Below are 20,692 nucleotides of genomic sequence, written 5' to 3'. Positions count from 1 at the left end.
TTACTAAAATGTATTCGCATTTTTTATCTATATAAAATATTAAAGATTTGAACATAATGCATTATAGGACGTGGTTCAACGCCTGCCTTAACCAGTACGACATCATGACTCAGGCGATTTAGTGAATCCATCTACTTAGTACTGTGAGTTCATTTGCATTGAAACATCCACCTTTTAAACAAAAAAAGCCTGAACTGAGTCAGGCTTTTTTGATCGATTCTTTTCGATGATTTAGCTTAGAAGCTATATTTAGCCATTAAGCCAACGCGGTTATCTTTATATGTTTTCCCAGTAAACGCTTCACGTTTACCATTCACATATTCAACACCTAAATCAATTGGTTTCACTGGTGTATAAATTACATTTAACCAAGCTTGCTGTACTTCTTTGTTTGCAGAATTATTTCCAACATCTTTAAATGCTTTTGCATAATCTGTATCTTCATCAGCAAATAATGCACCATAAGCTAAAGTTGAACGCAACTTTTCATTAAACTTATAGGTTGCACCGATTTGTACTGCGGTAAATTTATTCTGCTCAATATCCCCATTAGCATCAACAACATATGCGGTATTTGAGCCATATAAATAGTTGCTGTTCCCTTCTACATAAGATACATCACCATTAATTTTTAGCTGTTTAGTCACATCAAACGTCGTACCAGCTGCCAAACCCCACCCTAATTCATCATCATTACCGCTTTGAACTTTATGATGTTCCACAAGCGCACGTGCAGATGCATTCCCCTTACCATTCGCATAACCTTGAGTCAGTTTAGCTGTCAACGCTGGTAAGCTATATTTGACTGTTGAATCCTCAAGCGTTGTATTACTTACAGGAGGCGTGCCCGCTGTTTTGGTAGTCAGTGCTTGAGCTTTACTATCACCTTCTTCAGCAGCTACAAATAATTGTGTTTGCGGTGCAAGTTTTACGTTGTAACGCACTTGTGGCAAACGATTTGTACCACCGCCCACGTTAGTAGCAAAATCAATCATTTCTGGTGCATGGCTAGACAAGAAGTTTGATGTGGTCTGACCAAATAACCAGTTGTTAAAGGTTAAATAACCATGACGTAGACGAATAGTTTCGCCACTTCCATTGAAATCGACCTCGATTTTACCGCCCACTTTATCATCACCACCGACGGGTGCTGTAAAATCTAAACCAAAACGTGTGGTTTTTGCAGTTGCGCGAAGTTTATCTCGTGCTTCTTCTTTAGACGTATGTACGTTGTTAAAGTCGTTATCCGCACCTTCAATAATGTAGTTCGCATCACCACGAACAAAACCGTAAAGACTTACATCTGCACCTGTTTTAGATTTTAAGCTTGCAGCTGGAGTAGCTGGTTGCGGTGGTGGTGCAACAGGACGCGCTTTAACTTGCTGAATCTCTGTTTGTTGCTGTTGTTGAACTTGCTGCTGCGCTTTAATCAAACTTTTCAGTTCTGCAACTTCTGCACGTAATTGTTCAATTTCAGAAGTATTGCTGCCTGCATGAGCCATTGAGACCGTTGCCAAACTCATGGCAACAACAAGGGTTTTCATTGGGTGGAATACAGTTTGAGTTTTCATCCTAAGCTCTCTATTGTCCTGTCATTGTTGTATGCCCTAACTCTGGGCGCTTTGTTATTCAGCTATTTGAGCGGACAAATTTCAAGCTGCATATCCGTGCTTTAGTCGCATTAAAGTCCCAACTTGTAGCCCCCAATAACGAAATACTTGAAAGCAAAAAGCAAGAAACCTGAATCCATTACTGAAAATAGACTGAAATATTTAGTTAAAATTCAGACTTAGCCGATTCAGATGGCAAAAAAGCTCATTATTAATACCTTAAAGGTAAAAATCCATACTTTATAGGTATGTTATAAAAATGATAAAATCCGACATATTGCCAATAGAGGCATTTGACATATAGTGATTCAACATAAAGTACTGTGTTTAATGCAAATAATACTTATTTATCAGTTGCTCTATTTTATTAGAGTGGGATAACAGCGATCCACCGTTTCACTTTTTATTTTCAAGTGGATGATTGTTTAGATATAAGTTTCGAGAAAATAGAAACTGACCTCACAATGGGAAAATAGCACAATCATTCATCGTTATGGATGATGAACATTTATAATGAGTGACGCGGATATTTGATCAAAATACTAGTACGTTGATGACCGACGTTTAAGTCAAATGACCTAAACATCATCACCTGTATTCAGCTCAACCCATGGCTGAAGCTTTTAAACTACGCATGGTGAACATTGCAACAACCACAAATAGCAACATAATCAGGGCCATATTGATCAGCGCTGACCATACTAAAAAGTTCAAAAACACTCCAGCCAATAGACCACAGGCAAATTGCATACTTCCCATGATTGCACTGGCTGTGCCAGCTCGTGAGCCTTGTTCAGACATCGCCAATGCCATCGCATTTGGACCAGTGAAGCCGATTGAAGCAACACATAAGAACATGCCCAACATTACAACAACGATAGATGAAAGATAAAATAGCCCCGCCACCAATAAGATCAGCACCCCACATAATTGAAGTGCATTACCCAAGTGCAATCGATGGCGAACATCCAGTCGATTTGCAAGTTTCTTATTGAGGGTCGAAAACACCATAATCCCTAAAGCATTCGCACCAAATACGTAAGCAAATTGCTGTTGGCTCAGACCATAACCATCCATTAAAATGGCAGATGAGCCACTGATGTAACAAAATAAAATTGCGCCAGAAAAACAGCCTGTGAGCATCGGTTTACGGAAGCTTTCGTCCTGTAAAATCGCACCATATAAACCTAAGACTTGTTTTAAACTTAAGTTTAAGCGTCGCTCAACAGGTAGGGTTTCTTGAAAGAAAAAATGTACGCAGAAAAGACAAAAAATACCGACAAGCACCAATACCGCAAATATGTATTGCCATTCAAACACCTGCAAAACCCATGCGCCTAAAGTAGGTGCAATGATGGGTGCAATTGTTGTCACGATCATCATGCTGGCAAAGGCTTGAGCAGAAGCTTGCATACTTAAGCGATCACGAATTGCAGCACGGGCAATCACTACACCGACACAGCCACCCAAGGCTTGCAAAACACGAGCAGCGATCAAACTCCATTCACTATTGGCAAAGACACACAGAAAACCGGCACAAATATATAAAACCAAACCGAAATATAGCGGTGTTTTACGCCCAATGCGGTCGCTGACTGGCCCATAAATTAACTGGCCAATCGCCAAACCTAAGAAATACGCTGGAAGACTATTGGCCACTTGTTGGGTTGTGACACCAAAATCGTCGGCCATTTGAGGTAAAGCCGGCAAATACATGTCGATTGAAAGTGGACCTAAAGCAGTCAGCAACGCCAACAAGACGATCCAGCGTTGAGAAAATTCCTTTTGTGATTCGACGCTTTTCATAAGAATAATTCATTTATCGCAAGCAAGTTTTGCAGACAAGTTTACACTGCACATAGTATTATTTCTTGGCTTCAATGTGAAAATTCACACGATACACATTGCTTACTGCCCCATCGCTTTAGCAAAGGAAAAATTTTGAACGCCTGGCTCGCACGACTGAAACAAGCAACCTATAACACGACCTTTATGTATAACTTGCGCATGGTCATTGCCTTCGCAGGAACAGCCTTTGTCCCATATTTTTTAGATCAGCAATTGATGACCATTCCCCTCACTTTGGGTGTGGTTGCCGCAGGTCTAAGTGATATCGATGACCGCTTTTCAGTCCGTGTGCTCAATCAAATTTATACCTATATCGGGTTCTTTGTTACTGCGGTATCCATTTATCTGTTGTTCCCGCATCCGATCTTATTTGCATTGGGCCTGATTGTGTCTTGTATTGGTTGGATTCTTTTGGGTTCATTGGGTCGTCGCTACGCCACCATTTCTTATGGCTGTTTGGTGATCTCCGTGTATTCCATGCTTGGGGTTGAACTTTTTGAAAATTGGTATACACAAGCAGGTTTATTGGTCATCGGTGCGATGTGGTACGGACTGCTTTCGACTTTGAGCTTTCTGCTGTTTCCTGTGCGTCAAGTTCAGGACAAATTGGCCCAAAGCTATTCGTCTCTAGGTGACTTCTTATTTGCAAAATCTAACTTGTTTGATGTCGATATGACACCGGAAAGTTACCAGCAAAGTTTGATTGAGCTGTCGCTCGAAAATGGCAAATTAATTGGCATTTTCAACGATATGAAAACGGCCTTATTAACGCGTTTAAAAGGCGACCGTGGACAAAAAGATACACGTCGTAGCCTACAATATTATTTTGTCGCGCAAGACATTCATGAACGTGCCGATTCCGCGCATATTGATTATCAAAAATTGACCCGTATTTTTGAACATAGTGATATTTTATTCCGCTTTCAACGCGTGCTTTCGATTCAAGGTAAAGCTTGTAAAGATTTGAGTATCAGTATCTTACAGCGAAAACCTTATCATCATAATCAACGTTTTAAGCATGCATTCCATAATCTAAAACTGTCACTCGAAAAGCTGCGTGAAGAACAAAAATACGATGAAGTCTGGATCAACTCTTTATTTGCTTTATACCAAAACCTAAAAGGCATCGATGCGCAATTACGTAATGTCGAAACCGAGCGTTATATTGACCGACAAGCCCTGATTGAAAATCGTTTAAAAGATGATGATTTAAAAGGATGGGACGACATCGTCATTCGATTCAAACAACATTTGAGCCCTGAATCGGTGCTGTTCCGTCATGCTGTGCGTTTATCGACTGTCTTATTTATTGGTTATATTTTTGTCCAAGTAACCAATATCAGTTATGGCTATTGGATTTTATTGACCGCCCTGTTTGTCAGCCAGCCGAACTTTAACGCCACCAAACGTCGCCTCTATTTACGTATCATTGGCACCTTGGTCGGGATTATTTTAGGTTATGCGATTTTATATTTTGTCCCTTCTGTCGAAGGTCAACTATTACTGCTCATTTTAAGTGGCGTGTTGTTTTTTGAATTACGTAGTAAGCAATATGCACAAGCTACTGCATTTATTACCATTTTGGCGCTGATCAACTTTAACTTAGATGGCATGGGTTTTGCCGCAGCTATGCCGCGTATGATTGATACACTGATTGGCTGTGCCTTGGCATGGTTTGGTGTGAGTTTCATTTTCCCAGATTGGAAATTCCGTCGCCTGCCTCGAACCATCAGCCGTTCGATTCAAGCGCAGTGTGATTATTTGGCCGAAGTGGTTGAACAATACAAATCTGGTCGTAATAACGGGCTGAATTATCGTGTGGTCCGTCGTGCAGCCCATAATACCGATGCAGAAGTTGCTTCACTGATTTCCACCTTAGCTACCGAACCCGATACCGATCCGACTCAAAAAGCTTTAGCCTTTGAGTTTTTGTGCCTCAATCATACCTTTATTAGTTATATCGCGGCCTTAGGTGCGCATCGTGAAAAAATTCAAGACCAACAGGTCTTAGCCTTATTGGATAAAGCTGCGGATGACATTCAAGGTGCATTGCTACGTGACGAAGTTCCAGACTTATCTGCGCAAAATATGTTGCAAGAAATCCGTCAGCGTTTGTCACAAAACAGTGAGGAAGATCAGAAAGCCTTAATTGTGCTACAACAGCTTTCTTTGATGTTTAACGTGTTGAACCAATTTAGCCAATTGAAACAAAATCTCAGTCATGAGCATGATCAGGCATCGACTGAACTGGCTTCGCTATAATTTGGATGATTTTGGAACAATATACTCACTGAATTGGTATAAATAATGCTAAACTTTTTACAGTTTTAAATCTGTTACTTTCACTATGACCGCAAAAAATTTATACGCCTACACGCTAGAGCCAGTGGCTTATGAAATTTCTGAAGAAGAACAACGTTATGCTCAACTTGTTCTGTCTCGCAGTAACTTCAAAATTGGCAAAAAAGCATGGCTAATTATGGGTGCAATTCTAGCACTGGCACTCTTGGGCCTCATCTTTATTAAGAACTATTCAACAGTATTTTGCTGGGTAGCTATTGTCTGTGTTGTGATTTACTTCCTTGTGCGTAAATTCGGTATCGAGTGGTATGCGAAACGCAAACTGAACGAAGTCCCTGTTCAAGAAATTAAAGGCATCCGTATGGGTGTTCAGCCGCATGGGATCTCTATGCAGCAACGTATGGGCGCAAACATGGGGACGATGACTGTCGGTTGGAAAGACATTCATGAATGGTATGACACCAAAGACTTCATCCTTTTGAACTTTAAAGTAAAGGGTCAAGATGGTGCATACATCTTGCCTAAACGTATGGATAGCAAGAAGTTTCCATTTTCGACCATTCGTAAACACTTAAATGAAACTGTAGGCCCAGCTAAACCAATTTAAGCCTAACAGACATTTGTTTATAAAAAGCCTCCTCTCTTTGGAGGTTTTTTATGTGTTTAATTTTTGAATAATTATTGATAATTACAATAATGAGAATGAATATTACTTACTTTTTCCACATTCTCTACTACATCATCGTTTATAATTCGTCGCAATTCAGCAACCTTTTATCAATATTAAATCCATCATGTTTAAGAAAACCCTTTTCCAGATTCACTGGTTCTTGGGGATTAGTGCCGGCTTAATACTCTCGCTCATGGGGGTTACAGGTGCCATTTATTCCTATGAACAGCAAATACTTAAAGCAATCAATCAGGACAGTTATGTGGTTCAGGCTCAACAGCAGCCTAAACTAACCCCTGCTGAGCTTTATCAGCACTTTAGTCAGTCTGATCCTGACATGAAAATTAATAGCATCTCTATTGCCTCAGATGCTACCGCCTCAAGTACCGTGAATATTGTCAAAGAAGGTGCTCGTCGTGGCTATAACATGATGGTGAACCCCTATACAGCCGAAGTTTTACCTGAAATCAAAGGTCAAAAGTTCTTCCAGTTTGTACAGCAGCTACACCGTAATTTAACTGTTGGCCCTGTTGGTAAACAAATTACCGGCGCATGTACACTCATGCTAATTTATTTTGTATTGAGTGGTTTATATCTGCGTTGGCCAAAGAGACATTCTGTAAAACAATGGCTTGCAGTTAAACCAAAGCTCAAAGGACGTAATTTCCTGTGGGATCTACATGCTGTCGTCGGCACATGGGTGATTATTTTCTATCTCATTTTGGCATGTACAGGTTTGTATTGGTCTTATGATTGGTGGCGTAATGGCATGTTTAAAGTCATGGGCGTTGAACGTCCACAGCCCCAATTGCAAGAAGGTCCAAAAACGAATGGACAACCTGCTGAACAGGCGGGTGCAAAGCAAGGTGGTGAAAAACAAGCCACTGAAGCAGGACAAACTCGTGGTGAACACCAAGCACGTTCTGAAAGAAACCCTGCAACGTCGAGTCCCTCTGAACACGGCGCTCAAGAAAATAAACATGGTGCTGAAGGTCGCGGAGAAAAACGTGGTCTAAAACCAGAACAAGTGAATATTGCCCTTACGCAAAGTTGGAATGGCTTTAATCAAAATATTGGTCGTGAATACTCAAGTGTCACTTTTAATATTCCAAAAAAAGCCAATGGTGAATTAGAAATTAACTTTGTGGATGCCGTCCCTCAACATGAACGTGCGCGCAACAAAGCGACTTATAACTACAAAACGGATGCTCTTACCGATATCGAGTTATACGAAGATAAAAAATTAAATGAAAAAATCATGACCAGCATGTTGCCTGTACATCGCGGTAGTTTCTTCGGACCGATTTATCAGTTCTTTGTGGTTATTGCATCCCTCATGATGCCGCTGTTCTTTGTCACAGGATGGATGCTCTATCTCAAACGTCGTAAACAGAAAAAACTGACACAGCAAGCCCGTCAAAGCTTAGCACCAGTTACCATCGACCCAAATGCACAGCCTTGGTTAATTTGCTATGCATCACAAACAGGTCAGTCTGAACAATTGGCATGGCGTACAGCAACAAGCTTACAAGAGGCTCGTCAGCCTGTCACAGTGAAAGCTGTTCAGCAACTTTCAGCAGATGACTTAACGCAAGCCGCTCAGATTTTATTTGTTGCAAGTACCTATGGCACTGGAGAAGCGCCTGATCTCGCTTCAAGCTTTGAACGTAAACTGATGACACAAAGCCTCGATTTGAGTCATGTTCAGTTTGCCGTTTTAGCTTTAGGCTCTGAAGAATATCCGGATACGTTCTGTAGCTTTGGTCATGCGATTCATCGTTGGATGCAAAGTAATGCTGCGAAGCCCCTGTTTGACACGATTGAAGTCAATAATGGCGACACCCAAGCCATTCAAGCATGGAATAGCGCTTTAGCCAAAGCGACTAAACTTGAACTTCAGCACATGCAAATTGAAAAAACTTTTGATGCATGGACATTGACCAAACGTGATTTACTCAACCCGAACAGTTTAGGTGCACCTGCATTTAATATTGAGTTAAAACCGCAACATGAAGCCAACTGGCAAGCGGGTGATATTGCAGAGATTCAACCAGGTAATAGTGCTGAACGTATTGCAAACTTCATGCAAAAGTACCAAATTCAAAGTCAGCAAGTAGTTGATTCTACTCAGCAACGTATTGAAGATGCATTATGGGATCGTAACCTAAATACGGATGTTGAACCATTTGCCAACCTTGATCATTTACTCGAACAGCTTCCACCGCTTCCAACTCGTGAATACTCGATTGCCAGTATTCCAAGTCAGCAAGTATTACGCTTAGTGGTACGTCAGCAATCCAATGCAGAGGGTGAACTTGGCTTAGGCTCAGGGTGGTTAACACAACATGCAGCGATTAATAGCACACTACAACTGCGTATTCGTACCAATGAATCATTCCATCTGATTGCAGATAATCGTCCTGTGATTTGTATTGGTAACGGTACAGGTATTGCTGGTTTACTCAGCCTGTTACATACACGAGTTCGTCAAGACTATACGCAAAACTGGCTGATTTTTGGTGAGCGCCAACGCGCACATGATTTCTTTTATCAAGACGTCATTGAAGCATGGCAAAACACCGGTTTAGTTCAACGCATAGACCTCACCTTCTCTCGTGATCAAACGGAGAAACGCTATGTGCATCATGAGCTACGTGATCAAGCGGCCTTATTAAAATCATGGGTAGAACAAGGTGCCGTGATTTACGTCTGCGGTAGTATCAATGGTATGGCAACGGACGTTGACCACGCATTGATTGATATACTAGGTGAAGATGTTGTTGCTGAACTGCGTCAAGCTGGGCGTTACCGTCGTGATGTTTACTAAGTAAGATGTTTACTCATAAATAGTCCCAACTCAAAACCAGACCTCGTGTCTGGTTTTTTTTCGCTATACTTGGGCCAAATACGAATACTGCTTTAATTTTTTGAATGAAAAGAATACTACTGCTTTGTGTAGGCTTGCTGCTCTGCGTAGATGCCATTTGGTTACTTACATTAGATAAAATTCATTTAGGCATCCTTTTACCCTTAGTCATTGGGTGTATTTTTCTTTTATCTGGACTATTTGCAACGCAAATCCACAATATTTTAGATCAATACCCTAAACTCAAAAGGCTCTGGCGTGCTACATGGTGGTTGTTTTGGCTTTGGCTATTGAGCCTTTTACTGTTTTTTGCGTATTTACACTTCAATAGCCAGCAATCCAAGCCATTTACTTCCGTCCAAGCTATCATCGTTTTAGGTAGTGGTATTGAAAATGGTCAACCCTCTCCGACCTTAAAGGCGCGTCTCGATGCCGCAGCACCGTATGCCTTGAAACAGCCCAATGCCATCATGATCATGACCGGTGGTTTAGGCTTTAATGAAAAAATGACCGAATCCTCTGTCATGAAGCGCTATTTACTTCAACACTATGACATTTCAGCGGCACGTCTATATGAAGAAAGTAAAAGTACCAGTACAGAACTCAATCTGACCAATAGTAAAATGATTTTAAAACAACATCAAATTTCGCTTGATGCCCCCATTGCAATTGCCAGTAGTGACTTTCACCTTCCACGTGCAAAAGCAATTGCACAAAAGTTAGGCTATACACAGGTGTATACCATTGCAGCGCCTACACCGCTGTACATCCGCTACAACTCTTGGTTACGTGAATATTTTGCCTTTTTGAGCGGTTTTGTACTCAATGAATATTAAAAAAGCCCTTGTTTGATCAGTAAACAAGGGCTTTTTATGCTGTGAATAAACCATTAATTTAAACGAATGTTACGTGGCAAAGGAATTTTAAGGTTTTCAAAGATTTCTGGGCGCTGTTGATAGACTTGATATAAATAATTTTTAATATCTAACAGCATCTTTTCAGGCGCAACCAAAATATTTTGCCCTTCTGGGGTCAAATCTAAAGATACCGTAGTGCTCTCGCTGCGTAAAAACGGAATGACTTTTTCGATAAAGTCTTTTAATGAAATTTCCTGAATTTCATAATTGGACCAATTGTCTTTAATTAATAAACGTGCCAAACCACGATTTTGCCAAATGGCGAAGGAACGCTGACCTGTAGGTGTCGCACAAAGTGCCCAACCATCTTGATATAACGCAATCACGCCACCTTGAGCAACCATATTTTCAATAAATTGTTTATAGGTTTGTTGAGGATTGTAATTTGTAGTTTGAGTTTTAGACGCTGCCTTGCGCTGATATGGATTTCTCATAGATCACATACAATATTAAAATTATTATAGAGCGGATTCTATGTAAATCAGAAAATTTAGGCAAGCTTTTGGGGAAAGAAGATTCTATAGAAGAATATGGTGGGCGCTGACGGGATCGAACCGCCGACATTCTGCTTGTAAGGCAGACGCTCTACCAACTGAGCTAAGCGCCCTGAGCGAAGAGTAACAAAGCGAAGCTTTGTCTGAGCGCAAGAAAAAAATCAAAGATTTTTCTAAAGGCATTCTCTTGAACAGAGATTTTTAAGATAAATGGCGCAGCGGACGGGACTCGAACCCGCGACCCCCGGCGTGACAGGCCGGTATTCTAACCAACTGAACTACCGCTGCATCACGTAGTTTCTTTCGAAACACAACCTATATCTTAAAAGATATGGTGGGCGCTGACGGGATCGAACCGCCGACATTCTGCTTGTAAGGCAGACGCTCTACCAACTGAGCTAAGCGCCCTCAAAGGGTACAACAATTATATTCTTTGTAATGGCGCAGCGGACGGGACTCGAACCCGCGACCCCCGGCGTGACAGGCCGGTATTCTAACCAACTGAACTACCGCTGCATCGCAAAAAATATGGTGGGCGCTGACGGGATCGAACCGCCGACATTCTGCTTGTAAGGCAGACGCTCTACCAACTGAGCTAAGCGCCCTCAAAAGGTCTATCATGTAAATGGCGCAGCGGACGGGACTCGAACCCGCGACCCCCGGCGTGACAGGCCGGTATTCTAACCAACTGAACTACCGCTGCACTTACACAATGTCGCTATTGTGGTTCAAACGAATTAAGATTTAAAGTGGCGCAGCGGACGGGACTCGAACCCGCGACCCCCGGCGTGACAGGCCGGTATTCTAACCAACTGAACTACCGCTGCACTCTAAATATCTTAACACTGAAAAGGTTTGGTGGGCGCTGACGGGATCGAACCGCCGACATTCTGCTTGTAAGGCAGACGCTCTACCAACTGAGCTAAGCGCCCTTTTCAAAACATGTTCATCGTTTGATGAGGTGCATTATAGAGAATCCTCACGGTCTGTCAAACGCTTTTCTAACTCTTTTCCACTTTTTCTGTTTGAGTGATTAAAAAATAAGTTATATTGCGGAAAAATCAGTATTTTTGAACATTTTTTAGCTATAAACCTGTAAATTTATTACTAAAAATATGACTTATATTCTGCATCATTCACATAAAAAACAGTTTTTCGCGTGGACTCATAACTAATCATTCAGCGAACCGACGATTAATTCATCACATACACTACATTCTAAAACACCACAGTGTACAAAATACATTCAAACACGATTTTCTGTTAGTTTGCGTGTATTACTTCTGACAAAAAACGCCTTTCAAACTCACTTTAATTCTTCAAACCATGGTTTGATGTCATGAACTTCGGCTTTCATGGCTTGTGCTTTTAACGACGTGTTCAATGTTCAGTGATGTAAACCAGCGCATTTAATGGAATCAATTGATAAAGTTCTACAACATCGCTGTTTCGCATGCGAATACAACCATGTGACATCGGTATCCCCATAGGCTCTCTATCTGGTGTGCCATGAATATAAATATAACGTTGATAAGTATCACAGCCCTCACCTGCATTAAAGCCCGGTTCTAAACCACTGAGCCATAATATTCGAGATAAAATCCAATCCCGATCAGGATATGATGCAGCAAGTTGCTCGTCGTAAACCTCTCCGGTCCACTGACGTGCTTTAAAAACTGCATTTTGAGGATGTTGTCCACCAAACTTTTCAGCCACTTGATGCCAGCCTCGTGGCGTCTTGCCACTATTTTCCTGCTCACCAATGCCATTTTTACCCGATGAAATGAGGTAAAACTTATTCAGTTTCGGCAAAGTTAAAGTTTGATCTTTCAAGTTAATCAGGATATCTGCTTGATCTTGGGTATATTCAGACATGCTCTTGCTCTTTCTGCTTATCTTTATCTTGTGGTTGTGTCTGCGGCGATGTTTCAATAGTTCTAATCTTATTTGGCTCTGGTCGTGTCCATAACCAAATGCCAATAATCAACATGCTTAAGTCAGTGAAAATCTTGACGGCAATCGGTGCTGATGTAAAAAGCATAATCAGACCACTAACAAACATCATGATCGATGCAAACCATTTTGCTTTGCGTGGGACTGTGCCATTTTCGCGCCAATCGCGTAAGGTTGGCCCATATTTAGGATGATTCAACAACCAAGCATCCATTTGAGGCCAACCTTTTGAAGCCGCCCATGCCGCTAATATTAAGAAGACTGTCGTGGGCATTCCCGGCAATAAAGCCCCTATAAAGCCTAAAATGACAAAGACAACCACTAAGCTTCGCCAAAACAACGTCTTCATACCGCTACCCTGAACTTTCAATTCAGGTAGTATAAGATGTTTTTAACAATTATCCGTTGTTATTCTGCATTATTCAAAAGGTTTCAATATGGCTGTAGCCCCGACAACGTCGTCTTATTTTGAGCCATGGTTGCAATTTAAACAGCCCTTAGTTCGCCAATTGGCTTTCTGTATTGCTAGCCCAAATATTCTGCAGCAAATTCCCAATGAACTCGAAATCCGCTATCCCTTTCATTTTCATCCAAACGAGCTTTGGCATAAATATTTTGAAGCCTACCTTCCCCGTTTAAAACAACTCGAACAACACCCAAATGAATTAGTAGAATTTTTACAAAAATTAAAAAGTACTCGCCTTGGTTTACGTTTCGAAATGTTTATATGGTTTTGGCTTCTCGATCACCCATACCATCCATACCAGTTACTCGGACATAGCATTCAAAAAATTGACGGCCCTCGTACACTTGGTGAATTGGATTTTGTTTTAAAAAATACCGAAAGTTGTGAAGTTGAACATTGGGAAGTGGCTTTAAAATATTATCTAGCCGAGCGTGATTTTAAATTACCCTACTGGTATGGCTTAAATCGTAGTGATACTTTGGCTCGAAAGCTCAATCATTTTACCCAAAAACAATTCCAATTTGATGAAGCACTTGGGCAGCAGATTCAACAGCGCTATTGCGTTTTAAAGGGCCAATTATATTTACCTATTCAGCGTACCAGCACATTGCCAAACTGGGTCAATCCTGCACGCAGAATAGGTCAATGGGGACATGTCATTCCGCCTACAAAGCAAGGCTATTATCGCTTACAACGACATGAATGGATTTGCGTGCAGCAGCAACCGACGAGTGCAACCGCACATTGGTGGACAGATGGTTTATATAAAAAAGACAGTGATGAAAGCTATTATATGTATAGACAGCCACGCTTGATCTTGCCGCAAACGCTTTAAGCCCCAATGCACCATTTAGTAGAAATTTACATTTATTTACTCAACCACCGTAAAAACCACCTACTGTTTGATACGGCTATTTTTTAATCTAAATCTCACAACAGAATAATTTAGTCTTCTAAAAATTATTCTTTCATAATGGAGATTACATTCAATGAAAAAAATTTTAGCTGCATCACTTATGGTTGCTTTCGTACTGACAGGTTGTAATACAGTAAAAGGTGTTGGTAAAGACGTATCTAAAGCTGGAGATGCTGTAACCAATACTGCTGAGAAAACTTCGGAAGAAATTCGCCGCAATTAATTTCTTTCCCAAGAATTTATAAAAGAGCCCTATTTTTTAAATAGGGTTTTTTCACGTCTAAATTTCCCTTCGCTTGTCGATTCGCCTATTATATTGCGACATTTTTGACTTCTGTATTTAGCATGACCTCAACAGCAACTCTTGATCTCAGCCTAGAATTACTGCGCCAACCTTCGGTAACACCGATTGACCATACCTGCCAGAACATTATGGCGGAACGTTTAGCCAAGATTGGCTTTAACATTGAAAATATGCGTTTTGATGATGTAGATAATCTTTGGGCACGTAAAGGGACTGAAGCACCAGTATTTTGCTTTGCAGGTCATACTGATGTAGTACCTACGGGTAACTTGGATGCATGGGGTTCTGACCCATTTCTTCCTGAAATTCGCGACGGTAAACTGTATGGTCGTGGCAGCGCAGATATGAAAACTGCGTTGGCAGCTATGGTTGTGGCTTCAGAACGTTTTGTTGCAAAGCATCCAAATCATAAAGGCTCTATTGCATTTCTCATTACCTCTGACGAAGAAGGTCCTTCGATCAACGGGACAGTTAAAGTTGTTGAAACTTTAGAAGCGCGTAATGAAAAAATGACGTGGTGTTTGGTGGGCGAGCCATCTAGCACCAACACACTCGGCGATATTGTTAAAAATGGTCGTCGTGGTTCGCTAAATGCCAATTTAACAGTTAAAGGTAAACAAGGGCACGTTGCTTACCCACATCTTGCGATTAACCCAATTCATACTGCATCAAAGGCACTGGCAGAGCTTTGCGATACCGTGTGGGATAATGGCAACGAATACTTCCCTGCAACGTCGTTCCAGATTTCCAATATCAATGCGGGTACAGGTGCAACCAACGTTGTTCCGGGCACGATGAATTTACTCTTTAACTTCCGTTATTCAACAGAAGTAACGGCAGATGAACTCAAAGCACGTACTTTGGAAATTTTAGATCGTCATGGCGTTGAATATGACATCTCTTGGACGTTATCTGGTCTGCCTTTCCTAACCCCTGTCGGTGAGTTAGTGAATGCTGCACGTGATGCCATTCGAGATGTTACTGGGACAGAAACAGAACTTTCGACCAGTGGTGGAACTTCTGATGGTCGATTCATTGCGCCTACAGGAGCACAGGTGCTTGAACTGGGTGTTTTAAATGCTACAATTCACCAAATCAATGAACACGTCAATGTGGCAGAGTTGGAGCCACTTTCTGAAATTTACGAAAAGATTTTAGAAAACCTGTTGGCTTAAATATTCCCTGCATAGTCAAAAAAAGGAACTCCATTGAGTTCCTTTTTTTATATCTCGTTTTTGAAAATATTAAGCCGCTTGAAGCCCAATACTGTTTTGAATATTGGCTAAATGTGGAATATGAAATACCTGATCGGCCATGCGTACATATTGGAAAATATTGGCGTCTTTCACAGCTTTATCTTCATCAACCACTTCAGAAATACGCAGACGAATGGTTTTCGGCATTTCATTACACATCAGTGCAAAACGCTGTCCAACATCATCGCCTTCAATCACCAAAGCCACGCCCTGATTTTTTGCAGGATCATTGACCGAGAAAACAGGCAATTTCAATTCATGCCATTCAACAAAAGAAACCTTGGTTGCACTATCGAGCGCTGAAAGCACAATATTTTGTGGCAACAACATTGGCTCTTTACCATGACAATCAATGATATACGCATCTATAAAACCGGTTGAAACCGTAATGAGATGTTGCAGTTCCTGTTGATCAACTTTATCGCTGACAACCTGAGAAACAGTATTTTGGCTCATAGATTACCCCTGCTTTTCTGCAATTAAAGCTTCAATATTGGCAAGCAATTCAGCTTCTTGGAATGGTTTACCCATATAGTGAGTCACACCTAAGCTAAAAGCACGCTCACGATGTTTTTCACCTGTACGCGATGTAATCATAATGATTGGCAAGTCACGGTGAATGTCATGGTGACGAACTAAGTTTGTCACTTCGAAACCATCCATACGTGGCATTTCAATATCGAGTAGCATCAAGTCTGGACGGACATTTTCAAGCTGCTCAATTGCATCCACACCATCTTTCGCTGTCACGATGTCATAACCTTGACGTTCAAGTAAGCGTGAAGTCACTTTACGTACAGTTACCGAGTCATCGACAATCATCACTAAACGACGCGCATTGGCTTGACGGCCCAAGTCACGCTGCTCAGCTGAATGTTTAACACGCTGCGTAGTTTGAATCTGACGTGCAATATTTTGCCCATCCAAAATCAAACATACATGACCATCACCTAGAATCGTGGCACCTGCAATCGCGGCCACACTAGTAAATTGTTGACCAATTGGTTTCACCACGATTTGAGAACGTGAACCCACCAACTGATCGACCAATAAAGCAATGGTTTGACCACTGTTGCCTTTTATTAGCAATACAGGCAATGAATGACCGACATTATTTAAACGTGGAATTGGCTGATTACCCACAAACTCTGATAGATAACGTAGTTTGTAATTGGTGTTGTCAATTTTAAACACGTCATCATTACTATTGAAGTAAGTTTCTAGTGCCGTAGGTGCAATACGGACAATACGTTCAATTTGCGCTAATGAAATCGCATATTGCTGATCGCCCGCTTTCACCATCAAGGCATCGCTGACCGCTACTGTCGTTGGTACACGAATGATAAAGGTCGTCCCTTTACCTAACTCAGACTCAACGGAAACATGACCACCCAAGGCTTTAATTTCACTTTGCACCACATCCAGACCAACACCACGACCCGAAATTTGCGTTACCGCTTGTGCCGTTGAGAAACCTGGGTGGAAGATCAATTGCAAGATTTCTTGTTTATCGAGGAACTGATCCGCTTTGATTAAACCAAGTTTTAAGGCTTTGTCTTTAATTTTGGTTTCATCAATCCCTTTACCATCATCACTGAAAGACACCAGTACATCAGTACCCTGACGACTAATGTTCAAGACGATGCTACCCACTTCTGGCTTTTTCAAAGCCAAACGGTCAGCAGTATCTTCTAAACCATGGTCGACCGCATTACGCAGCATATGTTCAAATGGTGTCACCAAACGCTCTAAGATCGTACGGTCCAATTCACCTTCTGTATTTTGAACAATCAATTCTGCAGGACGGTTCAAGGTCGAAGAAGTTTGACGCACAATACGTTGTAAACGTGGTAACAAACGATCAAATGGCACCAAACGGGTACGCATCAGACTTTCTTGAATTTCTGACTGAATACGTGATTGTTGTAATAACAAACCTTCCGCATCACGGATTTTTTCTGCCAAAGTACTCTTGAAGTCAACCAAATCTGACGCAGATTCGGCTAGAGATTTTGACAATTGGTTAATCGATGAATATTGGTCCATCTCCAATGGGTCGAAATCCGCATAGCGTGAATTTTCAGAACCATGTTTGGCAATAATTTGTGACTCAAGCTCACCATCCATTCGACGTAACTGGTCAGCAAGTCGCTTAATCGCCAACTCCATTTCATTCAAGGTATTGCCTAGCTGACCTAAGTCCATTTCAATACGTGAACGGTTAATCGAGTTTTCGCCTGATAAGTCAATCATCTTCTCGACGAGATCAGCCGAGATCCGAATCATCTCATTACTGTTATCAGAAGAATTGGCTTCAGACCATTCACCCAACATCGATGGCGGTTCAACACCATCACCTTGAATAAATTCAAAGCCTTTGCTAACAATACCTTGTTCTAATTCTGCAACACGGTTTGGTAATTGAACTGTAACATCCACATATTGAATGGACTCTAAGCTCAATTTAATGCTGTCAAAATTACTATAGTCGTGGTTGAAGATTGCTTCTTTTAACCATGCTAACGTCGTTTTGAGCAAGCCGTCATATGCATTTGAGTTGAAATGATGAACCGCGAAATGCTCAAACGTCGTCTCAAGTTGATACGCAATTGCGGCAACAGGTTCATTTTCAACCATACGCGCACCACCCTTAATACTGTGGGCAGCACGTTGTAATTGAAGCAATACGTTACGGTCACTACGTTGTTCAGTCCATTGATTTAATAATTGAACGGCTTGTTCAAGAATTTCCTCAGACTCTTCAAGGAAGGTTTCTTCCATGACAGAACGTAGATCGTCATCTGGATGCTCAACATGTTCAGCAACCGCATGTTCAAGATGTTCAACAGCAGACTCAGTGTGAGCAGTCGTTTGAGCTTCAACCACTGCCTCTGCAGTGTCTTCAGCAACATCCATCGGCTCTGACACCGATACATCTGGTTCTACTGCTGTTTGTTCAGTTTCAGCAGAAATAGGGGCCGAAGCCAATGCAACAGCTTCTGAACGCTCTCCTGCCACAATTGACTGAATATTCCTTAGAATATCGATCACATTATTCGCTGGGTAGTCGATCCCTTGGTCACGAATGGTTTGAATACGATCTGAAATATCATCCTGCACCAAGCGAATAATTTGAATTAACGCAGGAGTAATCGAAATTTGCTGACGAATAATACGCTCATAAATCGATTCCAATTCATGCGAAATTAAACCCACATGAGACGCGGCAATCATATTTGCACCACCTTTTAAGGTATGCAAATAGCGCATTAAATTATTCAAAGCTGAAGTATTGGTTTGATCGCGCGTCCAAGTACTGAGGTCTTGGTCAATACCTACCAATAACTCTTCTGCCTCTTCAATAAAGATCCCTAAAAGATCTTCATCAAAGTCATTATTCGCATCCGCCGCTTGCATCTGTTGATGATCAAGTTGAATACGCTGACTTAATTGTGCAAAGTCTACTGCTGTTGTATTTGCAACAGCGGCTTTATCTTCTACTGTGGCAACACGTTCAGCAACTACATGGGCTTCTGGTGTTGTCGTCGCTGCAACTGCTTCAATGTCTTGTTGAACAAATGCAGTCAGCTCATTTAAGAAACGCTGAACCTCTTCACTTAACACTACACGCTGACCCGCAGCTAAAGTGTCAAATAAGTGAATGAACTCTTGATGTGCTTGCGCAAATAACTCATAACCATAATCAGCATGGAGTAATTCAGGCTTTTCAACTAAAGACTGATATGCTGAACGCAGTTGAGTTGTGAAATCATGGATTCCAACAGACGCACGATTATCCGTATGTTCGATCAACTCTAAAGCTTGTTGACTGAGCTGTTGAATATAGTCTGGGAATTCAGCAAGGGCACGTTTATCAAACTCAAATTCAGCATCCAATAACTGATCAATATTTAATTCGATTAGTTTAGAAACCAAACCTTGTGGATTATCTTCAGGCGCCAATTGATCTTGGCTAGCAAAACCATAATCATCCCAAGCGGCTTTGAAGGTTTCATAAATAGATGCAAGATTTGCCTTATCTCCTGAACGCAGCACGTGTAAATAATCACGAACAAATTCAGCATATTGAATCAATAAAGCAGTTTCTTTCGAGCTCGATACGATTTCATCTTGCAATAAGGTTTTGAATAAGTTTTCAACTTTTGAACTGGCTTCAAAAATCTCTTCGATTTGCGCCATCGACGAACTACCACGCAAGGTGTGTAGCGCGCGAATCAAACCATTATAATCTTGTGATTTACTGTCATCAGATTGGAGGAACTGATCAATCGTTTGTAGATGTTCTTCAGCTTCTTCAATAAAAATGCTCACTGTCTCTTCGACCAGAGATGCATCTGCATCCACTTGTTCAGGAGCAGGTTCTGATTCAACAACCGCATCAATCGTGTTTTCAAGCACTTCTACAGGTGCTGTAGCTTCAACATCAGTCAGTTCTAAACCAGTGACACCATCTTCAGATTTTAATTGATCTGCCAGTTTTAATAATTCTTCGAGTGCAGGCTCAAGGCTAATATTTTGTTGTAATTGTTGCCCCATTAAAACCAATGGACGTAAGTCAACATCCAATTCGGCAACATTTTTAAACCGTGGATAGAGCTTATATTGATAAACATTTAAAACTGTTTGTGCAAACTTTTGAACGGTCGGCGTTAACTGTACTGAACCCGCAATGACACGGTTCAGCGTATCTTCAACTGCCCATGCAGTTTCACCCGCCGATTTTGCCCCGACCATACGACCTGAACCTTTCAGGGTATGGAAATGACGACGAATCGTCGTTAAAGTCTCTTTATCTTGTGGATTTTCCAACCAAGTTGTAAATAAACCCGCTAGTTCTTCAAAGATTTCTTCTATTTCTTCAACAAAAATCTCTAAAATTTCTGCATCTTGATCAAGATAACTATCTTCAGGAAGCGTAGTTGTTTCAACTAAATTTTTTAATATTTCTTTCATAGCTAAGGCTTCTTATGTTTTGCCACCAAGAAGGTTGCTCAAACTTAATTGTAACCATCACCTAAGACTTAACTGTGACGTTAAGTTCACCTTATCGATGTGTTATCTGTAATCGGT

General features: G+C 41.2%; 13 protein-coding genes, 8 tRNA genes and 2 pseudogenes. 7 read left to right on the top strand and 16 right to left on the bottom strand.

Annotated elements, in window-relative coordinates:
* Positions 1 to 236: 236 nt before the first annotated feature.
* Both FTU34_RS00915 and FTU34_RS00910 read right to left on the bottom strand, forming a co-directional pair.
* On the bottom strand, positions 237 to 1,571 hold the full coding sequence (locus tag FTU34_RS00915) for a DcaP family trimeric outer membrane transporter (protein WP_180034499.1): 1,335 nt from the start codon (positions 1,569 to 1,571) through the stop codon (positions 237 to 239).
* Between the two features lie 642 nt (positions 1,572 to 2,213).
* Complete coding sequence (locus FTU34_RS00910; RefSeq protein WP_180034500.1) at positions 2,214 to 3,416, bottom strand: multidrug effflux MFS transporter; 1,203 nt, start codon at positions 3,414 to 3,416, stop codon at positions 2,214 to 2,216.
* Positions 3,417 to 3,551: 135 nt separating this feature from the next.
* Here FTU34_RS00910 and yccS point away from each other — a divergent pair, with 135 nt between their 5' ends.
* The 4 genes from yccS to FTU34_RS00890 all read left to right on the top strand — a co-directional run bounded on the left by yccS (position 3,552) and on the right by FTU34_RS00890 (position 10,131).
* The gene (gene yccS, locus FTU34_RS00905; RefSeq protein ID WP_180034501.1) at positions 3,552 to 5,720 is read left to right on the top strand and encodes a YccS family putative transporter; all 2,169 of its coding nucleotides are present in this window, start codon (positions 3,552 to 3,554) and stop codon (positions 5,718 to 5,720) included.
* An 85-nt stretch (positions 5,721 to 5,805) separates the two neighbouring features.
* Positions 5,806 to 6,366 (top strand): YcxB family protein, encoded by a 561-nt coding sequence (locus FTU34_RS00900; RefSeq protein ID WP_180004995.1) that lies wholly within the window; start codon positions 5,806 to 5,808, stop codon positions 6,364 to 6,366.
* A gap of 187 nt (positions 6,367 to 6,553) precedes the next feature.
* Positions 6,554 to 9,256, top strand: a complete 2,703-nt coding sequence (locus FTU34_RS00895; RefSeq protein ID WP_180034502.1) for a sulfite reductase flavoprotein subunit alpha — start codon at positions 6,554 to 6,556, stop codon at positions 9,254 to 9,256.
* 104 nt (positions 9,257 to 9,360) lie between these two features.
* Complete coding sequence (locus FTU34_RS00890; protein WP_180034503.1) at positions 9,361 to 10,131, top strand: YdcF family protein; 771 nt, start codon at positions 9,361 to 9,363, stop codon at positions 10,129 to 10,131.
* Positions 10,132 to 10,184: 53 nt separating this feature from the next.
* On the opposite strand, the gene FTU34_RS00885 is transcribed toward FTU34_RS00890, so the two are convergent.
* From FTU34_RS00885 to FTU34_RS00835, 11 genes are all read right to left on the bottom strand, one after another.
* Entirely contained in the window at positions 10,185 to 10,646 is a 462-nt protein-coding gene (locus FTU34_RS00885; protein ID WP_180034504.1) for a DUF2750 domain-containing protein, read from the bottom strand.
* Between the two features lie 97 nt (positions 10,647 to 10,743).
* Positions 10,744 to 10,819, bottom strand: a tRNA-Val gene (locus FTU34_RS00880).
* Between the two features lie 98 nt (positions 10,820 to 10,917).
* Positions 10,918 to 10,994 (bottom strand) — tRNA-Asp (locus FTU34_RS00875).
* A 44-nt stretch (positions 10,995 to 11,038) separates the two neighbouring features.
* Positions 11,039 to 11,114, bottom strand: a tRNA-Val gene (locus FTU34_RS00870).
* 31 nt (positions 11,115 to 11,145) lie between these two features.
* Positions 11,146 to 11,222 (bottom strand) — tRNA-Asp (locus FTU34_RS00865).
* A gap of 13 nt (positions 11,223 to 11,235) precedes the next feature.
* Positions 11,236 to 11,311: transfer RNA gene (locus FTU34_RS00860), tRNA-Val, on the bottom strand.
* 21 nt (positions 11,312 to 11,332) lie between these two features.
* Positions 11,333 to 11,409, bottom strand: a tRNA-Asp gene (locus FTU34_RS00855).
* 47 nt (positions 11,410 to 11,456) lie between these two features.
* A tRNA-Asp gene (locus FTU34_RS00850) sits at positions 11,457 to 11,533 on the bottom strand.
* A 29-nt stretch (positions 11,534 to 11,562) separates the two neighbouring features.
* A tRNA-Val gene (locus tag FTU34_RS00845) sits at positions 11,563 to 11,638 on the bottom strand.
* Positions 11,639 to 12,086: 448 nt separating this feature from the next.
* Entirely contained in the window at positions 12,087 to 12,581 is a 495-nt protein-coding gene (gene elsL / locus FTU34_RS00840) for a cell wall-recycling L,D-carboxypeptidase ElsL (protein WP_180034505.1), read from the bottom strand.
* Complete coding sequence (locus FTU34_RS00835; RefSeq protein WP_180034506.1) at positions 12,574 to 13,008, bottom strand: YbaN family protein; 435 nt, start codon at positions 13,006 to 13,008, stop codon at positions 12,574 to 12,576. Before FTU34_RS00835 ends, elsL begins: the two co-directional genes overlap by 8 nt.
* An 88-nt stretch (positions 13,009 to 13,096) precedes the next feature.
* On the opposite strand from FTU34_RS00835, the gene FTU34_RS00830 reads away from it, so the two are divergent.
* The 3 genes from FTU34_RS00830 to dapE all read left to right on the top strand — a co-directional run bounded on the left by FTU34_RS00830 (position 13,097) and on the right by dapE (position 15,520).
* Complete coding sequence (locus FTU34_RS00830; RefSeq protein WP_180034507.1) at positions 13,097 to 13,960, top strand: DUF1853 family protein; 864 nt, start codon at positions 13,097 to 13,099, stop codon at positions 13,958 to 13,960.
* A gap of 154 nt (positions 13,961 to 14,114) precedes the next feature.
* Positions 14,115 to 14,264: an entericidin A/B family lipoprotein gene (locus tag FTU34_RS00825; RefSeq protein ID WP_078191053.1), complete on the top strand. Its 150-nt coding sequence runs from the start codon at positions 14,115 to 14,117 to the stop codon at positions 14,262 to 14,264.
* 122 nt (positions 14,265 to 14,386) lie between these two features.
* Positions 14,387 to 15,520 carry a succinyl-diaminopimelate desuccinylase gene (dapE, locus tag FTU34_RS00820; RefSeq protein WP_180023170.1) on the top strand — a complete coding sequence of 378 codons (1,134 nt, stop codon included), beginning with the start codon at positions 14,387 to 14,389 and terminating at the stop codon, positions 15,518 to 15,520.
* 69 nt (positions 15,521 to 15,589) lie between these two features.
* Here the strand turns inward: dapE and FTU34_RS00815 are convergent, their stop codons facing one another.
* The 3 genes and pseudogenes from FTU34_RS00815 to FTU34_RS18095 form a co-directional block, all read right to left on the bottom strand.
* Complete coding sequence (locus FTU34_RS00815; RefSeq protein ID WP_180034508.1) at positions 15,590 to 16,057, bottom strand: hypothetical protein; 468 nt, start codon at positions 16,055 to 16,057, stop codon at positions 15,590 to 15,592.
* A 3-nt stretch (positions 16,058 to 16,060) separates the two neighbouring features.
* Positions 16,061 to 19,945: pseudogene (locus FTU34_RS00810) on the bottom strand (Hpt domain-containing protein); the annotation flags it as partial.
* A 381-nt stretch (positions 19,946 to 20,326) separates the two neighbouring features.
* Positions 20,327 to 20,575, bottom strand: a pseudogene (locus FTU34_RS18095) (Hpt domain-containing protein); the annotation flags it as partial.
* Positions 20,576 to 20,692 lie beyond the last annotated feature (117 nt).

The sequence above is a fragment of the Acinetobacter sp. YH12094 genome, from assembly GCF_013419295.1.
Classification (GTDB): domain Bacteria; phylum Pseudomonadota; class Gammaproteobacteria; order Pseudomonadales; family Moraxellaceae; genus Acinetobacter; species Acinetobacter amyesii.
Note: the sequence above shows the minus strand (reverse complement) of the source record. Positions and strands in the feature narration are given on the sequence as shown.